14 protein-coding genes and 1 riboswitch are annotated in these 19,208 nt (G+C 40.1%); of the genes, 6 read left to right on the top strand and 8 right to left on the bottom strand.

The genetic code is table 11. The features are described 5' to 3' along the window. The first annotated feature begins 175 nt into the window (after positions 1 to 175). The gene (locus tag QL989_RS12480; protein WP_290170669.1) at positions 176 to 781 is read left to right on the top strand and encodes a TIGR04211 family SH3 domain-containing protein; all 606 of its coding nucleotides are present in this window, start codon (positions 176 to 178) and stop codon (positions 779 to 781) included. An 87-nt stretch (positions 782 to 868) separates the two neighbouring features. On the opposite strand, the gene QL989_RS12475 is transcribed toward QL989_RS12480, so the two are convergent. Further along, the gene (locus QL989_RS12475; protein ID WP_010391063.1) at positions 869 to 1,351 is read right to left on the bottom strand and encodes a winged helix-turn-helix transcriptional regulator; all 483 of its coding nucleotides are present in this window, start codon (positions 1,349 to 1,351) and stop codon (positions 869 to 871) included. Positions 1,352 to 1,520: 169 nt separating this feature from the next. Here QL989_RS12475 and putA point away from each other — a divergent pair, with 169 nt between their 5' ends. Next, positions 1,521 to 5,324: a bifunctional proline dehydrogenase/L-glutamate gamma-semialdehyde dehydrogenase PutA gene (gene putA / locus QL989_RS12470; RefSeq protein WP_290170668.1), complete on the top strand. Its 3,804-nt coding sequence runs from the start codon at positions 1,521 to 1,523 to the stop codon at positions 5,322 to 5,324. Between the two features lie 109 nt (positions 5,325 to 5,433). Continuing rightward, on the top strand, positions 5,434 to 6,630 hold the full coding sequence (locus QL989_RS12465) for an HD-GYP domain-containing protein (protein WP_290170667.1): 1,197 nt from the start codon (positions 5,434 to 5,436) through the stop codon (positions 6,628 to 6,630). A 7-nt stretch (positions 6,631 to 6,637) separates the two neighbouring features. Here the strand turns inward: QL989_RS12465 and QL989_RS12460 are convergent, their stop codons facing one another. The 6 genes from QL989_RS12460 to QL989_RS12435 form a co-directional block, all read right to left on the bottom strand. Next, on the bottom strand, positions 6,638 to 7,648 hold the full coding sequence (locus QL989_RS12460; protein ID WP_290170666.1) for a general secretion pathway protein GspB: 1,011 nt from the start codon (positions 7,646 to 7,648) through the stop codon (positions 6,638 to 6,640). A gap of 11 nt (positions 7,649 to 7,659) precedes the next feature. Then, positions 7,660 to 8,577 (bottom strand): AAA family ATPase, encoded by a 918-nt coding sequence (locus QL989_RS12455; RefSeq protein WP_290170665.1) that lies wholly within the window; start codon positions 8,575 to 8,577, stop codon positions 7,660 to 7,662. 152 nt (positions 8,578 to 8,729) lie between these two features. Then, on the bottom strand, positions 8,730 to 9,245 hold the full coding sequence (locus QL989_RS12450; RefSeq protein ID WP_138605661.1) for a DUF1566 domain-containing protein: 516 nt from the start codon (positions 9,243 to 9,245) through the stop codon (positions 8,730 to 8,732). Between the two features lie 10 nt (positions 9,246 to 9,255). Further along, positions 9,256 to 10,902, bottom strand: coding sequence for a DUF1566 domain-containing protein (locus QL989_RS12445; protein WP_198522340.1), 1,647 nt, complete (start codon positions 10,900 to 10,902; stop codon positions 9,256 to 9,258). A 66-nt stretch (positions 10,903 to 10,968) separates the two neighbouring features. Beyond that, entirely contained in the window at positions 10,969 to 11,301 is a 333-nt protein-coding gene (locus QL989_RS12440; protein ID WP_010391054.1) for a hypothetical protein, read from the bottom strand. Between the two features lie 35 nt (positions 11,302 to 11,336). Continuing rightward, complete coding sequence (locus tag QL989_RS12435) at positions 11,337 to 12,041, bottom strand: DUF2982 domain-containing protein (protein WP_010391053.1); 705 nt, start codon at positions 12,039 to 12,041, stop codon at positions 11,337 to 11,339. 247 nt (positions 12,042 to 12,288) lie between these two features. Here QL989_RS12435 and QL989_RS12430 point away from each other — a divergent pair, with 247 nt between their 5' ends. From QL989_RS12430 to msrA, 3 genes are all read left to right on the top strand, one after another. Further along, positions 12,289 to 13,341, top strand: coding sequence for an efflux RND transporter periplasmic adaptor subunit (locus QL989_RS12430; RefSeq protein ID WP_138571138.1), 1,053 nt, complete (start codon positions 12,289 to 12,291; stop codon positions 13,339 to 13,341). Positions 13,342 to 13,344: 3 nt separating this feature from the next. Beyond that, positions 13,345 to 16,443, top strand: coding sequence for an efflux RND transporter permease subunit (locus QL989_RS12425; protein WP_290170664.1), 3,099 nt, complete (start codon positions 13,345 to 13,347; stop codon positions 16,441 to 16,443). A gap of 74 nt (positions 16,444 to 16,517) precedes the next feature. Then, positions 16,518 to 17,054 (top strand): peptide-methionine (S)-S-oxide reductase MsrA, encoded by a 537-nt coding sequence (gene msrA, locus QL989_RS12420; RefSeq protein WP_138605671.1) that lies wholly within the window; start codon positions 16,518 to 16,520, stop codon positions 17,052 to 17,054. 56 nt (positions 17,055 to 17,110) lie between these two features. Here the strand turns inward: msrA and QL989_RS12415 are convergent, their stop codons facing one another. Beyond that, the gene (locus QL989_RS12415; RefSeq protein ID WP_178955327.1) at positions 17,111 to 18,937 is read right to left on the bottom strand and encodes a TonB-dependent receptor; all 1,827 of its coding nucleotides are present in this window, start codon (positions 18,935 to 18,937) and stop codon (positions 17,111 to 17,113) included. Positions 18,938 to 18,973: 36 nt separating this feature from the next. Further along, positions 18,974 to 19,139, bottom strand: a riboswitch (cobalamin riboswitch). Between the last annotated feature and the right edge of the window lie 69 nt (positions 19,140 to 19,208).

Below are 19,208 nucleotides of genomic sequence, written 5' to 3'. Positions count from 1 at the left end.
AAAATAAACAAAGCAGCCCTATATTGCAAATTTTTTAGTCATAAACACGCAAGCAAAATGCTCTGGTTACAATATCTGTCTTGCTATTAAACTATTAAATCCATACTATCTATATACTTATGCGAAATAAAAATCACGTTCACAACGGACACTGCTAGATTAACAAGGTAGATAAATGCTAAAACACTGTTTACTATGGCTGCTTTTAACAGCCGCCCCGTTTATGAGCCAAGCAGAGGAAGCTCAATCAACGTCGCCGACTAATGCTAAAACAGCTTATATAATCGATAATTTGTATACTTTCATGCGCTCAGGTGCCAGTAAAGACTATCGCTTACTTGGTTCAATAGATGCAGGTACACAACTCACTTTATTATCTGATGAACAAAATGGCTTTATAAAAGTTAAAGATGATAAAGATCGTGAAGGCTGGGTAGAAGCTAAATTCATTAGTGAATCAGCGGGTTTAAAACAACAATACCAAGCCCTCAATAATGAAATAAGCACTATGCAAAATAGACTTCGCCAAGCGCAAGTTGAGTTACCTGAGCTGCAAGAGCAAAACACACAGTTAACCGAACAAAACGCGCAACTATTAGCACAAATTACTCAGTTACAAGGTGAGCTTTCTCAAGAACAACAACTAAAACAAGCAACCAGTGCTAAAGAAAAACGCCAGTTACTTACTTACGGTGGAGCCATTGCATTTTTAGGTTTGTTCTTAGGGATTATCTTAACTATCGTGTTATCACGAAGAAAACGCTATGAAGGTTGGGCATAAGCTTAACTTAATATAGCAGGCATAAAAAAAGCATCATATGATGCTTTTTTTATGCCTGCTATATTTTATCTTTAAAAAATACCTGCGTTATATATCTAAACGAAGCCCAGGGTCTTGTTTGATTTTTTCTATTACCATGTAAGTGTGGTGTGTGCCCACTCCCGGAATATCAACCAAATCACCTAATACTTCTCTGTATTCGTCCATGTTGGAAACGCGAATTTTTAATAAATAGTCATAACCACCCGCTACCATATCACACTCAACAACCTGCTTAATTTTAAGAATGTGTTCACGAAATACTTTAAATACGGCTGTATTTGAGGTAACTAATGATACCTGCACATGGGCCACTAAGCTTTGATTAAGTTTTTCCTCACTTAACTTAGCGAAATACCCTTCAATATAGCCCTCTTGCTCTAAACGTTTAACCCTATCTAAACAGGGACTGGGGCTTAAATTCACCTGCTTTGCGAGGTTAACATTTGAAATTCTACCATTGCGCTGCAAAACGTCTAAAATTGATATATCGATACGATCAAGCAGGCGTAATCTATTCGGATTAGTCATATCAGTATTTTATATGGATAAGTTAATAATATGCCCTGTAAATTATCGTAAAACGGCGAAATTAACCAGCATATTCTGCTGGATTTTAATTAGAATGCACGCTTTACACCAACAACATTTAGCGGTAATTAACAATTATCCTAAGTCTTAACACTCCTGAGGGTTGCTTATGTTATTCAATGGCGATTTAACAACGACTTGTCCGATCAGACAGAAGATCCGTGACTTTTACCGTATTGATGAAAATGCGGTTATTGATCACATTTTACCACTTGCAGAAGTCGGTGTTAAAGCACGAAGCCGTGCATGGGAAAGAGCTCGCCAAATAGTTTTAAACATTCGTAAAGACCAAGATGGTCAAAGCGGTGTTGATGCGCTATTAAATGAATTTTCACTATCGAGTGAAGAAGGTGTGGTATTAATGTGTTTAGCCGAAGCATTGCTTCGCGTTCCTGATAAAGCAACTCAAGAAACATTAATACGTGATAAATTAGCAAATGGCGATTGGAGCTCTCACTTAGGTAGTAGTGATTCTTTATTCGTTAATGCCTCGTCTTGGGGATTACTAGTAACCGGTAAAATGGTTAACTATAACGACAAAACGAAAGAGCAGCAGTTTGGCATACTTAAAAAAACAATTGGTCGTTTAGGCGAGCCAGTTATTCGTAAGTCTGTGAACTTTGCGATGAAGATAATGGGTAAGCAATTCGTAATGGGTCGTACCATTAACGAAGCAATTGAGCGCGCGGCTGAAAAAGAGCAAAAAGGCTATGTATATTCATACGATATGCTAGGTGAAGGCGCTCGCACAATGAAAGACGCTAAGCGTTATTTCGACAGCTACATGAATGCGATTCATGCTATCGGTAAAGCGGCGAATGGTCGTGGCCCGATTAAAAGCCCAGGTATTTCTGTAAAGTTATCGGCTATTCATCCGCGTTATGAATTTACTCATAAAGAGCGCGTGATGGAAGAAATCGTTCCAAAACTAAAAGAACTTGCTCTTGCCGCTAAAAAATACGACATCGGTTTTACTGTTGATGCTGAAGAAGCAGACCGTTTGGATATTTCTCTCGATGTTATTGAAGCGGTATTTAGCGATGACGACCTTGGCGATTGGCAAGGTTTTGGTTTAGCGGTTCAGGCGTATCAAAAACGCGCTATTTTTGTTATTGAATGGCTAACAGACCTAGCAACCCGTGTGGGTCGTAAAATGATGGTGCGTTTAGTAAAAGGCGCATACTGGGATACCGAAATCAAAACCACGCAACAAGATGGTTTAGACTTCTTCCCGGTATTTACCCGTAAAGCAACCACAGATGTGTCATACAAAGCATGTGCGATTAAAATGCTTGAAGCACGAGATGTGCTTTACCCGCAATTTGCAACACACAACGCCTATACTGCAGCGACTATTTTAGAAGTAGCGAAAGGTGATAACCAAGGTTTTGAATTCCAACGTCTGCACGGTATGGGTGAATCTTTATTTGACCAAATCGTTAATGAAGAAAAAATCCAGTGTCGTGTATACGCACCAGTAGGCCAGCACGAAGACCTACTTGCTTACCTTGTTCGTCGTTTACTAGAAAATGGTGCTAACTCATCTTTTGTAAATGCCATTGTAGATACCACCCAACCGGTTGAAGCATTATTACCAGATCCTGTTGAAACACTGCAAGGATTACGTAATAAGTACAACACGCAAATAAAAATGCCAATTGATTTATACGGTGAAGAACGTGCCAACTCAAAGGGTATGGATTTAACTGATATTAACGTGATAACCCCGTTTAAAGAAAATTTAGACACTTGGTTTGAAGAGCACTTAATTGAAGAAAGCCAAGTACCAGAGGGCGCGCTGGCAGTTAAAAACCCAGCAAACCATAAAGAAATTATTGGCCATGTGAAATTACAAAATAGCGATGAAATGAAAGTGTTGCTAGCCAACGCTGAAACCGCTTTTGAATCATGGTCACAAACGCCAGTAAAAGAGCGCGCTAATTTATTGCGTCGCGTTGCTGATATTTTAGAGCGTCATCATGATGAACTTGTTGCTATCTGTATCAAAGAAGCAGGTAAAGTGGCACAAGATGGTATTGATGAAGTACGCGAAGCGGTTGATTTTTGTCGTTACTACGCTGCCCGTGCTGAAGAGCTTGCTCAAGATGAGCGCTTTGAAGCTCGTGGTGTGATTTTATGTATTAGCCCATGGAACTTCCCACTCGCTATTTTCTTAGGTCAAGTTGCAGCTGCTATCGTTACGGGTAACACTGTAATTGCAAAACCTGCAGAACAGACGAGCTTAATTGCCCTACGCGCTATTGAATTAATGCTTTCTGTTGGTTTACCTGAGCACGTTGTACAGCCTGTGATTGCTCGCGGTAGCGAAGTAGGTAAAACCATTGTGCCAGATGAGCGCATTCAAGCTGTTATGTTTACAGGTTCAACTGAAACGGGCACGCTTATTTCGCAAACATTAGCTGCACGTAACGATATTCAAGTACCTTTAATTGCAGAAACTGGCGGTCAAAACTGTATGATTGTTGACTCAACAGCGCTTCCTGAGCAAGTTGTTGATGATGTTATCAGTTCTGGTTTCCAAAGTGCCGGTCAACGTTGTTCGGCATTACGCGTGCTCTTTATTCAAGAAGATGTTGCTGATGGCATTATCGATATGATCAAAGGCGCACTTGCTGAGTTACATATTGGCGACCCATCATTACTCTCTACAGACGTAGGCCCTGTAATTGATGAAAAAGCGCTGAAAACACTTAATGATCATGTTGAATACCTAAAAGGTAATGCAACACTTCACTACGAGTGTAAAATTCCTGATAACAGCGAAAATGGCGCATTTTTCTTTGCACCACGTTTATACGAAATCAAAGACTTATCGGTATTAAAGCGTGAAGTATTTGGCCCGTGTGTACATGTGATCCGCTTTAAAGCGAGTGAGCTTGATAGTGTTGTCGACCAAATTAACAACACCGGTTACGGCTTAACAATGGGTATTCATTCTCGTATTGAAGAGCGCTGTGAACACCTAGCTAAAATGTCGCGCGCAGGTAATGTTTACGTAAACCGTAATATGATTGGTGCGATTGTTGGCGTGCAACCATTTGGTGGCCGTGGACTATCGGGTACTGGCCCTAAAGCGGGTGGACCAAACTACCTACAACGCTTAATCAAAGAAAAAGCATCACCAGATAACGTACAAATGACTAACCTAACGCCAGACGAGCTTGATTTACACCACTACAGTGGCGCAAATGAGCAAGTAGAAAAGCTAATGGTTAACTCTATGCGCGATGAAAAAATTTGGCGTGCAACACCACTGAATGATCGTGTTTCTGCGGTGCGTCAGTTATTAGCGAAAGTAGCAACCGTTGAAATTATTGATGATCTTGCAGACGATTTAGCGTTAACGCTTGCCGATGCACGTGCTCAGTTAAACCGCTTAGAAAAGCACATGCGCAAATATACAACCTTACCGGGGCCAACGGGTGAGTCAAACACCCTTCACCTTGAAGCACGCGGCTGTGTAGTATGTTACGCAGATAAGAGCACCTCATTTAACTTTTGGGCACTATCGATTATTACCGCGCTTGCTGCTGGTAACACGGTAATAACGGTAGCATCTGAAATATTTTATGATGAAGCGGTTGCTTTTAGAGATAAATTTATTGCGACTGGCGTTGCTGAAGGTGTTTTCCAAGTAGCTAAACCAAATCAATTACAAGCGATATTGGCGCATCCTCACCTAGCCGGTGCGGTAGTTGCTGCACGTTCTTCTCGCTTAGGCTACTTCAGCCAACAGCTTGCACAACGTAAAGGCGCAATACTACCAGTGATCAGCTCTGAGTATTACGACACGCTAATAAAGCGCTTAATTACTGAAAAAACAATCAGTATAGACACGACGGCATCAGGCGGTAACACCTCGTTGATGACCCTTGTTGAAGATGATGAATAGCAATTAATGCATTAATCTAAATAAAGGCATCTATTTGATGCCTTTTTTATTCCTATCTACGCATTTATTTGTTAATTTAAAAAATAATAACTGTTAATTAGAGTTCAATTTGAAAATCATTCCTACTTCACAGCTAAAGCCTGGTATGTTTGTACAAAAAGTTGTTAAACAAACTGGTAGCATTAGAATAAAAAACCAAGGCTGGGTTAAAACTCAAAGTGGAATTGATAAATTAATAAAATCAGGAATTTTAGAGGTTGAAATCGACCCTGATAAAATGCTCGAATCTGAAGCACCTGAAACACAAGCAACCTCACCTACTCAGCACGAAATCAAAAAGCGCGATCCTTGGTTAATTACCCACAGTGCTGAGCAAGAAATGAGTAAAGCTAAAAAGCTTTACGATGAAGCAAAAAACCTGCAAACCAAAGCTTTTGGCGATATAGAGTCTGGGCGTACTGTTGATGTTGCGCCTTTTAAAGAACTGGCTAGTGGGTTTATTGACTCCGTATTTAGAAATCAAGATGCTCTAGCGTGTATTACACAAATGCGCCAAAAAGACGCCTATTTGTTAGAGCACTCGATAAATGTGTCTATTTTAATGAGTATTTTTGCCAAACATCTCGGTATTGAAAAAGCAATTATTGAAGAGCTTGCCACTGGCGCTCTTTTACATGATATGGGAAAAATAAAAATCCCTGATGCTATTCTCAACAAACCAGGTCGTTACACGGACGAAGAATTCAAAGTGATGCAAAATCATGCGCTCTTTAGCAAAGAGATACTAGAAGACGCAGGATTAACGGGGATTGCCGTAGATATTGCAGGTATGCATCACGAGCGTTTAGATGGTAAAGGCTATCCCTTTGGCAAACAAGGCAATGAAATAAGCCAGTACGTTCGTATGGCGTCTATTGTTGATGTTTATGATGCATTAACCGCTGAACGGGTTTATAAAGCAGGCATGGAGCCAATTAGAGCATTTAAAATTTTAAAGCAAGGCTGCCCAGATAGCTTTGATGGAGTGCTACTTAATAAGTTTATTCAGTGCATTGGTATTCACCCTGTGGGCACACTGGTAAAACTCTCAAGCCAAAAGGTGGGACTCGTTACTCAAAGCAATCCTGCCACACCATTAAAGCCAGTAGTAAAAACGTTTTTTAATGCAAAACATGGGCGTTACACTGAAGTTCAAGACGTTGACTTATCAAACAAAAGAACGCAAGACACGCTTGAATCAGCAATAAAACCCAAAGAATATAATATAGATTTAGAAGGCTTTTATAAGCACTCTATCTTTAGTTAATTGGCCACTATTGTGGCCAATCTTGCAAGGCTTTTAAGCTAAATTCATAACCATCGAAATCAAGTACGCTCTGATCTGGCGCTATTTCTAACACCTTCAACGCACCAATAGACTCCCCTTCATATAGCTCTCTGCCATTGAGCTTTATCCAGCGTTTATCCGCAGCTGAAGAATAAATGTGCGCCTGATACTTAATACTTGGTAACATACTTTGTAAGCCATCAGGAAGTAGCTCAACAGGCTGTACTCGTGATGAAAGGCGAGAGCCTTGAGTTACTTCATAGTCGGCTGTTGTTTCTGTGCTATTAACGGCTTGCGCAAACGCATTTTTCAGTGTGTCGGGAACCGTATCAAGTTCATCATTTGACTCTGGCTGCGCAGGCACATTTTGATTAAGTGGTTTACCTAACACCTTATATTTACTCAACTCATCTGCAGTAAGTGTTCTTTTCGCTGATTGAGTTGGGACACTTTGCGGTTGGCTGCTCGGTGATTGAAAACTAGATGAAGCGTTATTCTGCGTCGAGAAATTTTGCGTTTGCCCTTGAGACGCTTGATTAACGCTCATAGGTAAATATTGTCCTTGTGGCGTCAGCAACATTTGCTGTACACCCGTTGGGGTTTGTACATAAACCAACTGCCCTGCCAGCGGCACAGAATTGTTAGGCGCAGCTGTTACAATGGGCGCTTGAGGAGTTGTTACTGTTTGAGCAACCGTTCTTTGTACTTCCTCTGCATTTGTTGTTGATTTTTCTACAACCCCTGACTCTTTTTGACTAATGTCATTTTGAACAGGCTCATTTTTAACGGTTACATTTTCTTGTTGCGCCCACTTGCCGACAAAGAAGCCACTGGCCAATATACCCGTTGCCAATAAACTTCCTGCGAGTAAAAAACTAATTCGACGATAGGTCATCAACTGGCGTTGTTGTTTTAATTGTTGCGCTTGCAAGTCATATTGCTCAGCGCTCATGGTATCGTGCTTTGACTGCTTTAACGCATCTAATAAATAAGACATGAATCACCTAACTAAAAAATAAAAGACAGGCCAATTCCTGCACCAAAAAGCATTAACGCAGCAGCGCTATAAGGCCAAATCGAACCTGTTTTACTCATCTTATTATTTGTAACAATAAAGTCGATAGGTAAAGATTCACTCGCCGCTTGTTTAACAATATCACTGCCAACAATTTCTTGTTGTTTCGAAAATGCCCCTACTAATGCGCGTTCACACACCAGATTCATTAATCGTGGCACACCGCCTGTGAGCTGATGCACCATTTGCATTGCTTCCATTGAAAATATTTTCTTGTCACAACCTGCAATATGCAGCCGATGTTGAATATAAGCAATGGTTTGCCCTGGTGTTAGTGCTAACAAGTGATATCTGGCAGTAATACGCTGTGCCAGCTGCCTTAACTCATTTCGCTTTAGAAGTACCTGTAACTCAGGCTGCCCTACTAATACTATTTGTAATAACTTTTTATGATCCGTTTCAATATTGGTTAATAAGCGAAGTTGTTCTAGCACATCAGGAGCAAGCAATTGTGCTTCATCAATAATCAAAATAGTATGCCCCCCCGCTTTATTATTAAACTCAAGGTGCTTTTTAATGACATCCGTTAAACTTTTCAGGGTTGCATTTTTGGCGTCGTACGTTATCTGTAATTCATCGCAAATACTGGCTAACAGTTCAAGTTCTGATAACGCAGGATTATGGATCATTGCTACTTGGGTATTTTCAGGCAGTCGCTCTAACATACTACGCGTTATGGTGGTTTTACCCGTACCCACTTCACCTGTTAACAGCACAAAACCACCGTCTTCACCTAACCCATAAGTAAGGTGTGCTAATGCTTCTTTGTGGCGTTCACTTAAAAATAAGTAATGGGGGTTAGGCGAAATTGAGAATGGCTTTTCTTGTAAACCAAAATAGCTTAAATACACCTTTATAGTCCTTGGTCGTTAATTCACGGCCTATAATGGCAAAAAAATAGCCTGGGTGACAACTACAACCAGGCTTTATTATTAAAATAGTGTAAATAAAAAGGCTAAACTAAATAAAAGCGCATTTTTAGATTCGCTAATACATTAATTAACTACTTCTCATAGCGTACTAGGCGTAAATATACGTTACTTGTTTTAGCATGTAAGCTATTTAAACCACTGGAAAATTGATAAACCCATGCCGAATTTATATTGCTAATACCTGAGGTGTTAGACCAATAATTTTGCGACTGCGTTGCTAAAAAAATATCCGCATCAATACTTGGGTCGGTACAACGGTGATCAACGATACTGGCTAACTCTTTAATACTTGGTACTTGCCAATCGCTATAATCTGCGGTGCTGTCATTAACTGCGCCTTTAAGTGAAGCTTGCCAATTTAGTGGCTGAGTATCACCATCGCAGCTAGTTGTTTCGCTATTATAAACTTGGCCATAATTACAGCGTTGCCACATCAGCCCTGTTTTAGTATCTGACACTGTGCCATCAATATTAATCACAAATCGGTCGGTATCATCGCTAGTCGCAACCTCTTCATAACACTGCTGCGCTGCAAGTGACTGGCTCAATCCTAAGGCTAATAACATAGAGACTTTAATTAATTTCATAATAATCACCTTAACGATTTCTAACTAAGCGCACGTAGGCGGTATTATCTTTTGGATAGGCTAAATCGTTGCCATCCATCATATCGATAGTGTAAGCCTGAGATAAACTGGCACCATCAACCGCGGTCTGTGAAGTCCAGTAGCGTAAATGCCCTACACTATTAGTCGATGGTGTATTAGGGAAAAATGCAGTATCTATCAATACATTTTGCCCTTGTTTACCGTAGTCGATTAAACCTAACAGCTCAGAATAAGTGGGTAAACGCCAATTACTGCCACCACAAAAATCAAGCGCGTTAACTTCATCTATATAGGTTTGCAATCCACAATCAGTATTATTTGGGCACGTAGTATTAGCACTACCAGTTACATCGCCACTGTTAACAGACCCTTGCCAAATATAGCGGTTTTGTCCATCACGCAGCGAGGTATTTGGTATCACACCGGAATAAGGGCTTTTCACTTCCCAGACAAGGCCGGTAGTATTATCGCGAATACAGCTAAAGTTCGACGCATCATCAAGAAGCTCATCGGCAAACTCATTAAGTTTGGTGTAATCAAAAGCCAAATTCCCTTTACCCACTTTACCTAAACGATTGGCAAAACTATCGCGCCCAAGATCAGCATCTTGAGCTGGAAACTCATCATTATTACAATTAATACGTTGAGTATTGTTATAACACTCACCCAGCCCAGTATCGTTTATTAACCCAAGCGCTTTAGGTGTTACATCAATAAATACAGTATCTGTGTCGGTACGCCCTTTTAAATCCATAACTTGTACTTCAAAGCTAAGAGTTGCATTTAAATCAATATCAGAGGCGAAAAAGCTAGCAGTACATGACTGCGGTTCAAGAAGAGCTTCGGTATTTCCGGTAAGTTGTTGCCACTTACATTGATAAGTCTGAGTTGCCGCTTCGCTTGCCGTCGCATCTAAAATAACCTTATCAAACTCTTCTACTGTTTGGTCTGCACCCGCATCGGCAATAATCACTTGGGCTGTTTTATTGAGAGTCATATCAAATTGTGATGCAGATACCCCGCCCTCATCATCCGTTACGGTGAGTTGCCATTTTAAGTTGGTGTTATTTTCTAATAATGGATGAGGAAAACTAAGCGTTGGATTGGTATAGCTATCAATTGTTAAATCAGGCCCAGATAATAATTGCCACAAGTAACTACTAATTTCGCCATTTTCATCGGGGTCTGTGGAAGTTAAACCACTAAGGGTTACAGTATCTTTATAAACTGAGGGCAAGTTTGCAGGAGCAACTTGAGTAACAACAGCAAGAGGAAGCTGATTATTAGAGGCAATGAAAACACTCAAGTCGTCATTCACTAAACTACCATCTGGCGTTTGATAGCTTACTCTTAAGACCAATTCACTATCAGATTTTACATCCGGTGCAGTGATGGTTTGTTCAGCCCCTTCAAGCGGAAACACATCTATAATAGGACCGCTTACACGCTGCCAAGTAAAAGTACCATCTGCAGGAGAGCCTTTTGCAGAAATAGTAAACTCCGATTTTTCTACAACTTGGAGATCGTCACCTGCAAATACTGACGTTTTAATATCACTGTTATCAGCACCGTCTCCCCCTCCACATGCAGCCAAAAGCAAGCATGCCATAAGTGGTATTAACGAAATTGCTCTCATACTAAGCACCTTTGTGTCTTAAAATTATCTAATAAGACTGTGAAGCAAAAAAAGTGCCATTATAAATTATAAATAGCTATCTTGATGAATACGAACAAATAACTTAGTGCCAACTTTACTGTAATCTACTTTATATTCGCGGCCATCTAAGGATTGAATAAACAACAACTGTTTTTCCTCGCTAAATACATCTGGGCTTGCAATATAAACCATATCTAAGTAGCGCTCTTTTGCATCACGGCGGTTTTTTGGCAGCTCTTCTTTAAATGGTTCAAGGCCATTTGCTGTTACTTTAATTCGAGGATGTTCCTCACCATTAACAATCACTAAATCTAGTTTTCTATCTTTATGAATTATGGTGTTTCTACCACTTTTTATAAAAGATCTGTCTTGACTCATAGTTATTCCTAATCCCGCAGTGAGTGCTTATATTATTATTCACACTGCGACTTGATAAACTGAGAGGGATCACGCTTCCATTTATTTAAATTTGCGCAAAATTCCCAAATATCACTTTCTATTACACTGGCAGGTAACAGTAAGTCATACCCTGTTAAAAGCTGAAGATGCTTAGCCCTATTAGCAAACATCGCTATAAGCCCATTATAGTCAATTCCTTTTTTTGACCTAAATTTATTATCTTCAACTAACCATTCTGATGGGCAATGCCCATTTTTGCAATTTTTTTGAACAACTTGCATAAATAAGTGCCGCTGTTCTATTAGTAATTTACCCGCAATTCTTGGTGCTAAAGCAGCTAAAAATGTATCTATATCATTTAACTTAATACCAATCGCGTTAAGCTCAAGATGATCGATACCGTTATCAACTTTAGGAATACCGCAATGGTGGAGATTTTCTTGGTGTAAATCCCATTGCCCGTACTTATGCTGATATGTTAATTGCTGCTCAGTTAAAATAATACTATAAAAAGGTTCTTGTGTTTTAAAAAATCCAATTAAAATTGCTGCAATACATAAACTTACTAAAAAAATTTCAATAATACTGATTTCACCTGGACGCAATAAATTAAATAGCATGATGAAGATTAAACCAATGCTACCTACGACCAGTATTTCAATCCCATTTTTAGCGCCTTGCGCTCGGTATTTAAGTGTGTGTTTTTTTATATTAGCCATACTGAAAAAACGCCATATAAAATATAAACATAATAATAGCCCACAATACTAACTTTCTCAGTGTTAAACAGCGTTTGCATGATGTTTTGAAGTTCATCAATTAACTCCTATTATTACTGTTAAATATGCGCAATGACTAAGTATCAGTTATTTTTACGCCTAACGCACAAATTAATGAGATACATAACCGCCTTTTTTTGTCCTGATTTCGTACAATACTTATAATCTATTTTCAGGTATGAAAACAATGCACTCTAAACAATCCGGCAAAGCCCTATTTCCATTTATTATTTCGGTACTAATAATTTTTAGCGTTTATTTATATTTGCCCGCATCACAGGGCGAGCAAGCTGATTACTCGGCAATGACAACACAAGTCTCTGCGCACACTGTCGAGTCGCAAGAAAATGCCATTATGATTGAAGCCATTGGCAGTGCCCGTGCTAATCAGGCTATTTACATTAAAAGCGCACAAAACGATTATGTCACCAGCATTTACTTTGAAGACGGCGACTTGGTCAGCAAAGGACAAAAATTAGTGCAACTGCAAAACCAACAAGAACAATTTGCAGTAAAAGAACTTAGCATTAATTTACAAGAAGAAAAACGCCAATTAGCTAGGCTTACCGAACTTTCTCGCTCACAAGCGACTGCCAAGTCGTTACTTGAAGAACAGCTAGCCCGTGTTGATGCCAGCGAAGCTCAACTTGAAAGTGCCAAAACTAAACTCAATGAAATGGCTATTACCGCGCCTTTTTCTGGGTTACTGGGTAAACGCGAAATATCGGTAGGCGCTTATATTAGTAACAGCACGATAATTACAACCTTAGATGATATCAGTATCATAAAAGTTGATTTTAAAGTGCCTGAAAAGTATTTAGCTCAACTGAAAAACGGAATGACTGTTCGCACTCAAAACGATGCTTACCCTGATCAAACATTCACCGGTAAAGTAACCCATATAAGCTCACGTATTGATTCAATCACTCGCAGTGTAGAAGTAACAGCCAGTTTTGCTAATAAATCGGGTTTACTTCGCCCTGGTATGCTACTTAAAACTGCACTAGAGCTAAGCAGCAATCAAGCGCTAATGGTGCCTGAAAAAGCAATTATTCCTCTGCAAGATAAACATTATGTTTTTCAAATTGAAGATGGCATAGCTAATCGCATAGAGGTACATGTTGCAAGTAGAAACAATGGCTGGGTTGCAATAGACAAGGGGTTAAAGAACGGCCAGCAGATTGTTACCGAGGGAATAATCAAAATCCGCTCTGGTAGCAAAGTAAGCGTTAAGGGGTAACACGTGAAAATTACCGATACTAGCGTCAAACGCCCCGTTTTTGCGATTGTTATTAACTTACTGTTACTCACTTTTGGCTTAGTTGCTTTTAGTATGCTGCCTTTGCGTGAGTATCCAGATATTGAAACACCGATTGTAAATATTAGTACTGAATATACCGGTGCATCTGCTGAAATTATTGAAACAAAAATAACCCAAGTTATCGAGAACCGTATTTCGGGGATTGAGGGTATTAAAAGTATTAACTCATCGAGTCGTAATGGCCGCTCAAACATTACCATTGAGTTTAATATTAACCGCGATATAGACGATGCCTCTAACGATGTACGAGAACGTGTTGCACGGGCATTAGACAGCCTACCAGAGCAAGTACGCCCTCCTGAAGTATCAAAATCAAATAGTGACGAAAGCCCTATCGCGTGGTTTGTACTTAACAGTGAAACCATGGATTCATTGCAACTTTCTGATTATGCACAGCGTTTTATTGTCGACCGTTTAGCCGTTGTTGATGGTGTATCAAATGTGCGTATTGGGGGAGAGCGAAAGTATGCCATGAAAGTATGGCTTAACCGCCAAGCGATGGCAGCTCGTGGCATTACCTCTAGTGATATAGAGCAAACACTACGCAGTGAAAATGTAGAGCTTCCGGCGGGTGAAATTGAATCGGTAGACCGTGATTTTACTGTGCGCACTGCACGCAGCTATAAAAACCAACGTGATTTTCAAAACCTTGTCATTAAGCGAGGCGAAGATGGTTATTTAGTACGTCTAGGCGAAGTGGCTGACGTAAAATTAGAAGCCGCCGATGATGAAAGCTTATTTCGCGGAAATGGCCGTAATATGATTGGTATGGGTATTGTTAAACAAGCCAAAGCAAATACTCTTACAGTAGTTGATAATGCCCGCAGTGAACTGGAAAAGATTAAGCGTAACCTACCAGAAGGCACCACTATCGAAGACAGTTACGACTCTTCAGTATTTATCAAAGAATCAATTAATGAGGTTTATAAAACTTTAGCAATTTCTATGGGCTTAGTAGTGCTTATTATCTTTATATTTTTAGGTAATATTCGCGCCACACTTATTCCTGCGGTCACCGTACCGGTCGCCTTAGTCGGTAGTTTTATGTTTTTATTAGCAATGGGTTATTCAATTAACTTATTAACTCTACTGGCACTAGTATTAGCAATAGGCTTAGTGGTAGATGATGCCATTGTAATGCTAGAGAATATTCACCGCCGCATAGAACTTGGTGAGCCGCCTTTATTGGCAGCTTATCGCGGCGCCCGTGAGGTAGGCTTTGCAATTATAGCCACCACCCTAGTACTGATCTCTGTGTTTGTACCATTGGTGTTTATGGAAGGACGAATAGGCGCACTATTTACAGAATTTGCAATGGCGGTGAGTGCAGCCGTGTTCTTCTCCAGTATTACTGCATTAACACTCTCTCCGACATTGTGTTCAAAGGTTTTAAAGGCCTCTGAAAAAGAAAGTAAATTTAGCCAAGCAATGGATCGCTTTTTTACTAAATTAGAAAATGGATACCGTAACGCTTTAGCGTCAAACATGACCCGCAAATGGGGCTTAATGCTGAGCTTAGTTTTAGCTGGGTTTGTTAGTTATTCATTATTTTTACAAATACCGTCTGAACTTACCCCTAAAGAAGACCGTGGTACCTTTTTTGTACTTATGAATGGCCCTGAAGGGGCTAGCTATGAGAATAATGCCGCTAATATGGCAAAGATAGAAGAACGCTTAATGCCTTACTCTGAATCTGGCGAACTAAGCCGAGTTTTAGTGCGAGTTCCAGGTTGGGGTGGCAGTGGTGGTGTAGCCATTGTTGGTATGGCGGATTGGGATAAACGCAAACGCTCAACCTGGGAAGTCATGGATGAAATAAGCGGTAAAATGCAAGAAGTCACCGATGTACGTGCTTTTGCAATTATGCGCCGTGGTATTGGCGGTGGTGGTTCATCGCGACCGATAGAGTTTGTTTTACAAGGTAATGATTATGCTCAGCTAGCTGATTGGCGCGATAGAATTATTAAACGTGCAGAGAAAAACCCTGGGTTAGTGCGCATTGATCATGATTATAAAGAAACCTTCCCACAATTTTTAGTCAGTATTGATAAAAGTAAAGCCGCTGATTTAGGCGTATCAGTCTCAGATGTGGGACGTACACTTGAAACCATGCTTGGCCAACGCCGTGTAACCACTTTTATTGACCGCGGTGAAGAGTACGATGTAATTTTAAAGGGAACTAAAGAAGACTTTGCAAACCCTACTGATATTTCAAATATTTACCTTAAATCTCGCAGCAATGAATTGGTGCCACTCGACAGCCTTATAAGCTTGAAAGAAGAAGCCACCGCCTCGCGTTTAAATCGCTATAACCGTATGCGTGCAATTACTCTAAGTGCCAACTTAGCTGATGGCTATACGCTAGAACAAGCACTAAACTTTTTAAACAATGTTGCCGCAGAAGAAAATGACATTGATGGCGCCATTGATTACAAAGGTGAGTCACAATTGTTTTATGAAGGTGCCTCAGCTATGACCTACGTGTTTGTGCTGGCATTGACCGTGACCTTTTTAGTGCTCGCTGCTCAGTTTGAAAGCTTTATGCATCCGCTTGTTATTATGCTCACCGTTCCACTTGGGCTAATGGGTGCTATGTTTGGCCTATGGAGTATGGGCTTAACACTTAATATATACAGCCAAATTGGTATTGTGATGCTCATCGGGTTAAGCGCTAAAAACGGTATTCTGATTGTTGAATTTACCAATCAGTTACGTGATAAAGGGTTGGAATTTAGTGAAGCTATTTTACAAGCCGCTACCCAGCGTTTACGTCCTATTATAATGACCTCCCTAACCACAGTTATGAGCGCGGTACCTTTGGTACTCGCCTCAGGGCCTGGCTCGGAAAGTAGAATGGTAATTGGTGTAGTGGTATTTACCGGCGTAACGGTTGCCACCATACTGACTCTGTTTGTGGTGCCAGCTGCCTATTACGCACTAGCGCGAAATACACAATCACCAGAGTTTTTACAGCAAAAGCTAGATAAACAAGCAGCTGAAAAACCACTTAAAGAGATCTAAGTTACTCTGAGCGTCGTAATTAGCTGTTACGGCGCTATTTTGGTGCATATAACCATATAATTGAGGAAGTACTTATGAGTTCGACCACACAGGTAGCAACACTCGGCGGCGGCTGTTTTTGGTGTATTGATGCGGCATTTAGGCGTGTTAAAGGTGTACTCAGTGTTTGTTCTGGTTACACGGGCGGGCACACTGATAACCCAACCTACAAAGCTATTTGCACAGGCAATAGCGGGCATGCAGAAGTGATTAAGGTTGAATTTGATTCTAGTGTGATAAGCTTTGAAACCTTACTCGCAATGTTTTTTACCTTGCATGATGCCACCCAGTTAAATCGCCAAGGTAACGATATAGGTACTCAATACCGCAGCGTTGTGTATTACCATGATCAGCAACAACAATTGCAAACACAGGCCGTTATTGCAGAGCTGCAAACTCATGTTAGCGAACCTATAGTAACCGAGGTAAGCCCAGCAACCACTTTTTACCCTGCTGAAAGTTTTCACCAAGACTACTACAATGAAAACCCAGAACAAGGCTACTGTAGTATTTTAATTGCACCTAAATTGCACAAGTTTGAAACCGAATTTAGCGAGTTTTTAACGGAATAACACATTAAAAAGCCCGATTTAAATTCGGGCATTTATTATATGTGCTAATTCAGTAATTAAAACTCATAGCTTATACCAGCAAACAAGCGACGTTCTGGTGTATTATAGTAATACGCTTGAGCTGTTGTAGAACTTAGATGTGAATCAACGGCGTTGTACTGTTTATCGAACAGGTTTTCTACGCGAAGCGATACTTCAATATTTTGATTAACTTGATAATTACCCGCTAAATTCCATAGTGTGTAAGAGCCTAAGTGGGTTTGTGCACCTTGACGATCGCTGCGATACTGCATATCGATACGCGCATCAAAGTTACCAAACTGTTTTTTAAGCTCCCAATTAAATGTACGCTTAGCAACATTACGCAACTCTGCGCCTGTTTCTTTGTTCTGCGCACTTAAATATGCAAAATTAAGGTGACTATCAAAACCAAAAACCTGCTGAGAAAGACTAAATTCAACCCCTTCAAAGCGAGCCTCGTCAATATTAGCTAATGCAAAGTTTGCATCATAATCAATTTTATCCTCAATGTCGTTTCTAAAAATAGCGACATCAACTTGCGCAATATCAAAGTCTACATTTAAGCCAAGCTCACGGTTAACGGACTTTTCTGGTTGTAAATTAGGGTTACCAAAATCAGGGTAATATAAATCGTTAAAGGTAGGCGCTTTAAACCCTGTGCTCTGGCTTAAACGGAATGTTGCATTACTCGATAAATGATATCCCGCTGCCGCGGTATACGTTGTTTCATCACCAAACTGTTCATCATCATCTTGGCGAACAGTTAGATTAGCAAGCACCTTATCTGTACCGTAATAGGCACCTACAAATACTGCAAGCACGTCACGACTATCTTCAATAAATACTTGAGAGCTGCGCGACACATCGTCTTTATACCAGTTAATACCGCCACTAATATTTAAAGTATCATCTAAACGATATTGGCCATTGTAATCAATTTGAGTACGCTGAGTTATAAACGTACTTGTGACTGGCAGACCAGTGGAAAAATTAACATAAGTGTTATCTGAGTCATCAGTTACAAGTGCAATATCAACACCGTGAGACTGATTTTTATAGTTTTTATTCCAACCAGCAGACAATTGATAATTTTCAAAGTCATTGCGTTCAATCGTGCTATCGGCAGGACTAAAGCGACTATCGTAATCAGCAAAGCCTTCGCTGTATTGACCTAATAACTTAAAATCACCGTACTGTGCATCATTATAATTTACTTTAAAACCGAGGTTTTTGTTCTCATAACCATCTTCATCTGGCGCTACACCTTGCAATACATCAAAACCATCTGTTTTTTCAAAACCTGCATTAAATGCACTCCTCATATCGCTTGACTTTACAGAGCCTGCCATTTGATAATCTTGGTAAGCGTCTGAACCAAATGTTGCACTAACAGAAAGGTTATCTGACTCACGCGTAATAATGTTAATAACACCAGCAAGTGCATCAGAGCCATAGACAGCGGCACGTGACCCTTTAATTATTTCAATGCGTTCAATACTATTTAAAGGCACGTTACTCAATGCTTTTTGGCCAAGCGTTGCAGAACCGGTACGAACACCATCAATCAAAATTAACGTATCACCAGAGCCTGTACCACGCAAGGACACACCAGCGTTTTGACCAAAGCCGCCATTTGAGTTTATTTGAAAGCCTACCTGAGTACTTAGAAGTGTGGGTAAATCTCGGTAATTACCTTGCTCAATATCTATGCGTTCAATAACATTAACACTGGCAAGTACATTATTGATTGATTGTTCAAATTTATTTGCAGTAACGGTTATTCTTTCAATGGTTTGTTCTGCAGATGCAGAAAAAGACAGCGCAGCCGAAATAGCCACACCCAATGCAGTTTTATTTATCATGATGTTCCCTATCTCTGCCCACCGCAAAGATGTTAGTAAGTAAGATTACATCAAGGCCGGTCTCCGGACTCAGTTACCATAATAAAATACAGCATAACTTTACCGTTGCGGGGGCAGTGTTGGGATTGACTTCATCAATGAAAACGCACCAACTTCCCGATTATCCTACTAAAAAAATCACACCTTTGAAGTGTTTAGCAAGCACCTTGAAAATAGGCTGCTATTGTTATCTGTTTACTTAAAAATGTCAACGGACGTCTAAACATCTACA

Origin of the sequence: Pseudoalteromonas sp. APC 3224 (assembly GCF_030407535.1) — a bacterium.
Classification (GTDB): Bacteria; Pseudomonadota; Gammaproteobacteria; order Enterobacterales; family Alteromonadaceae; genus Pseudoalteromonas.
Note: the sequence above shows the minus strand (reverse complement) of the source record. Positions and strands in the feature narration are given on the sequence as shown.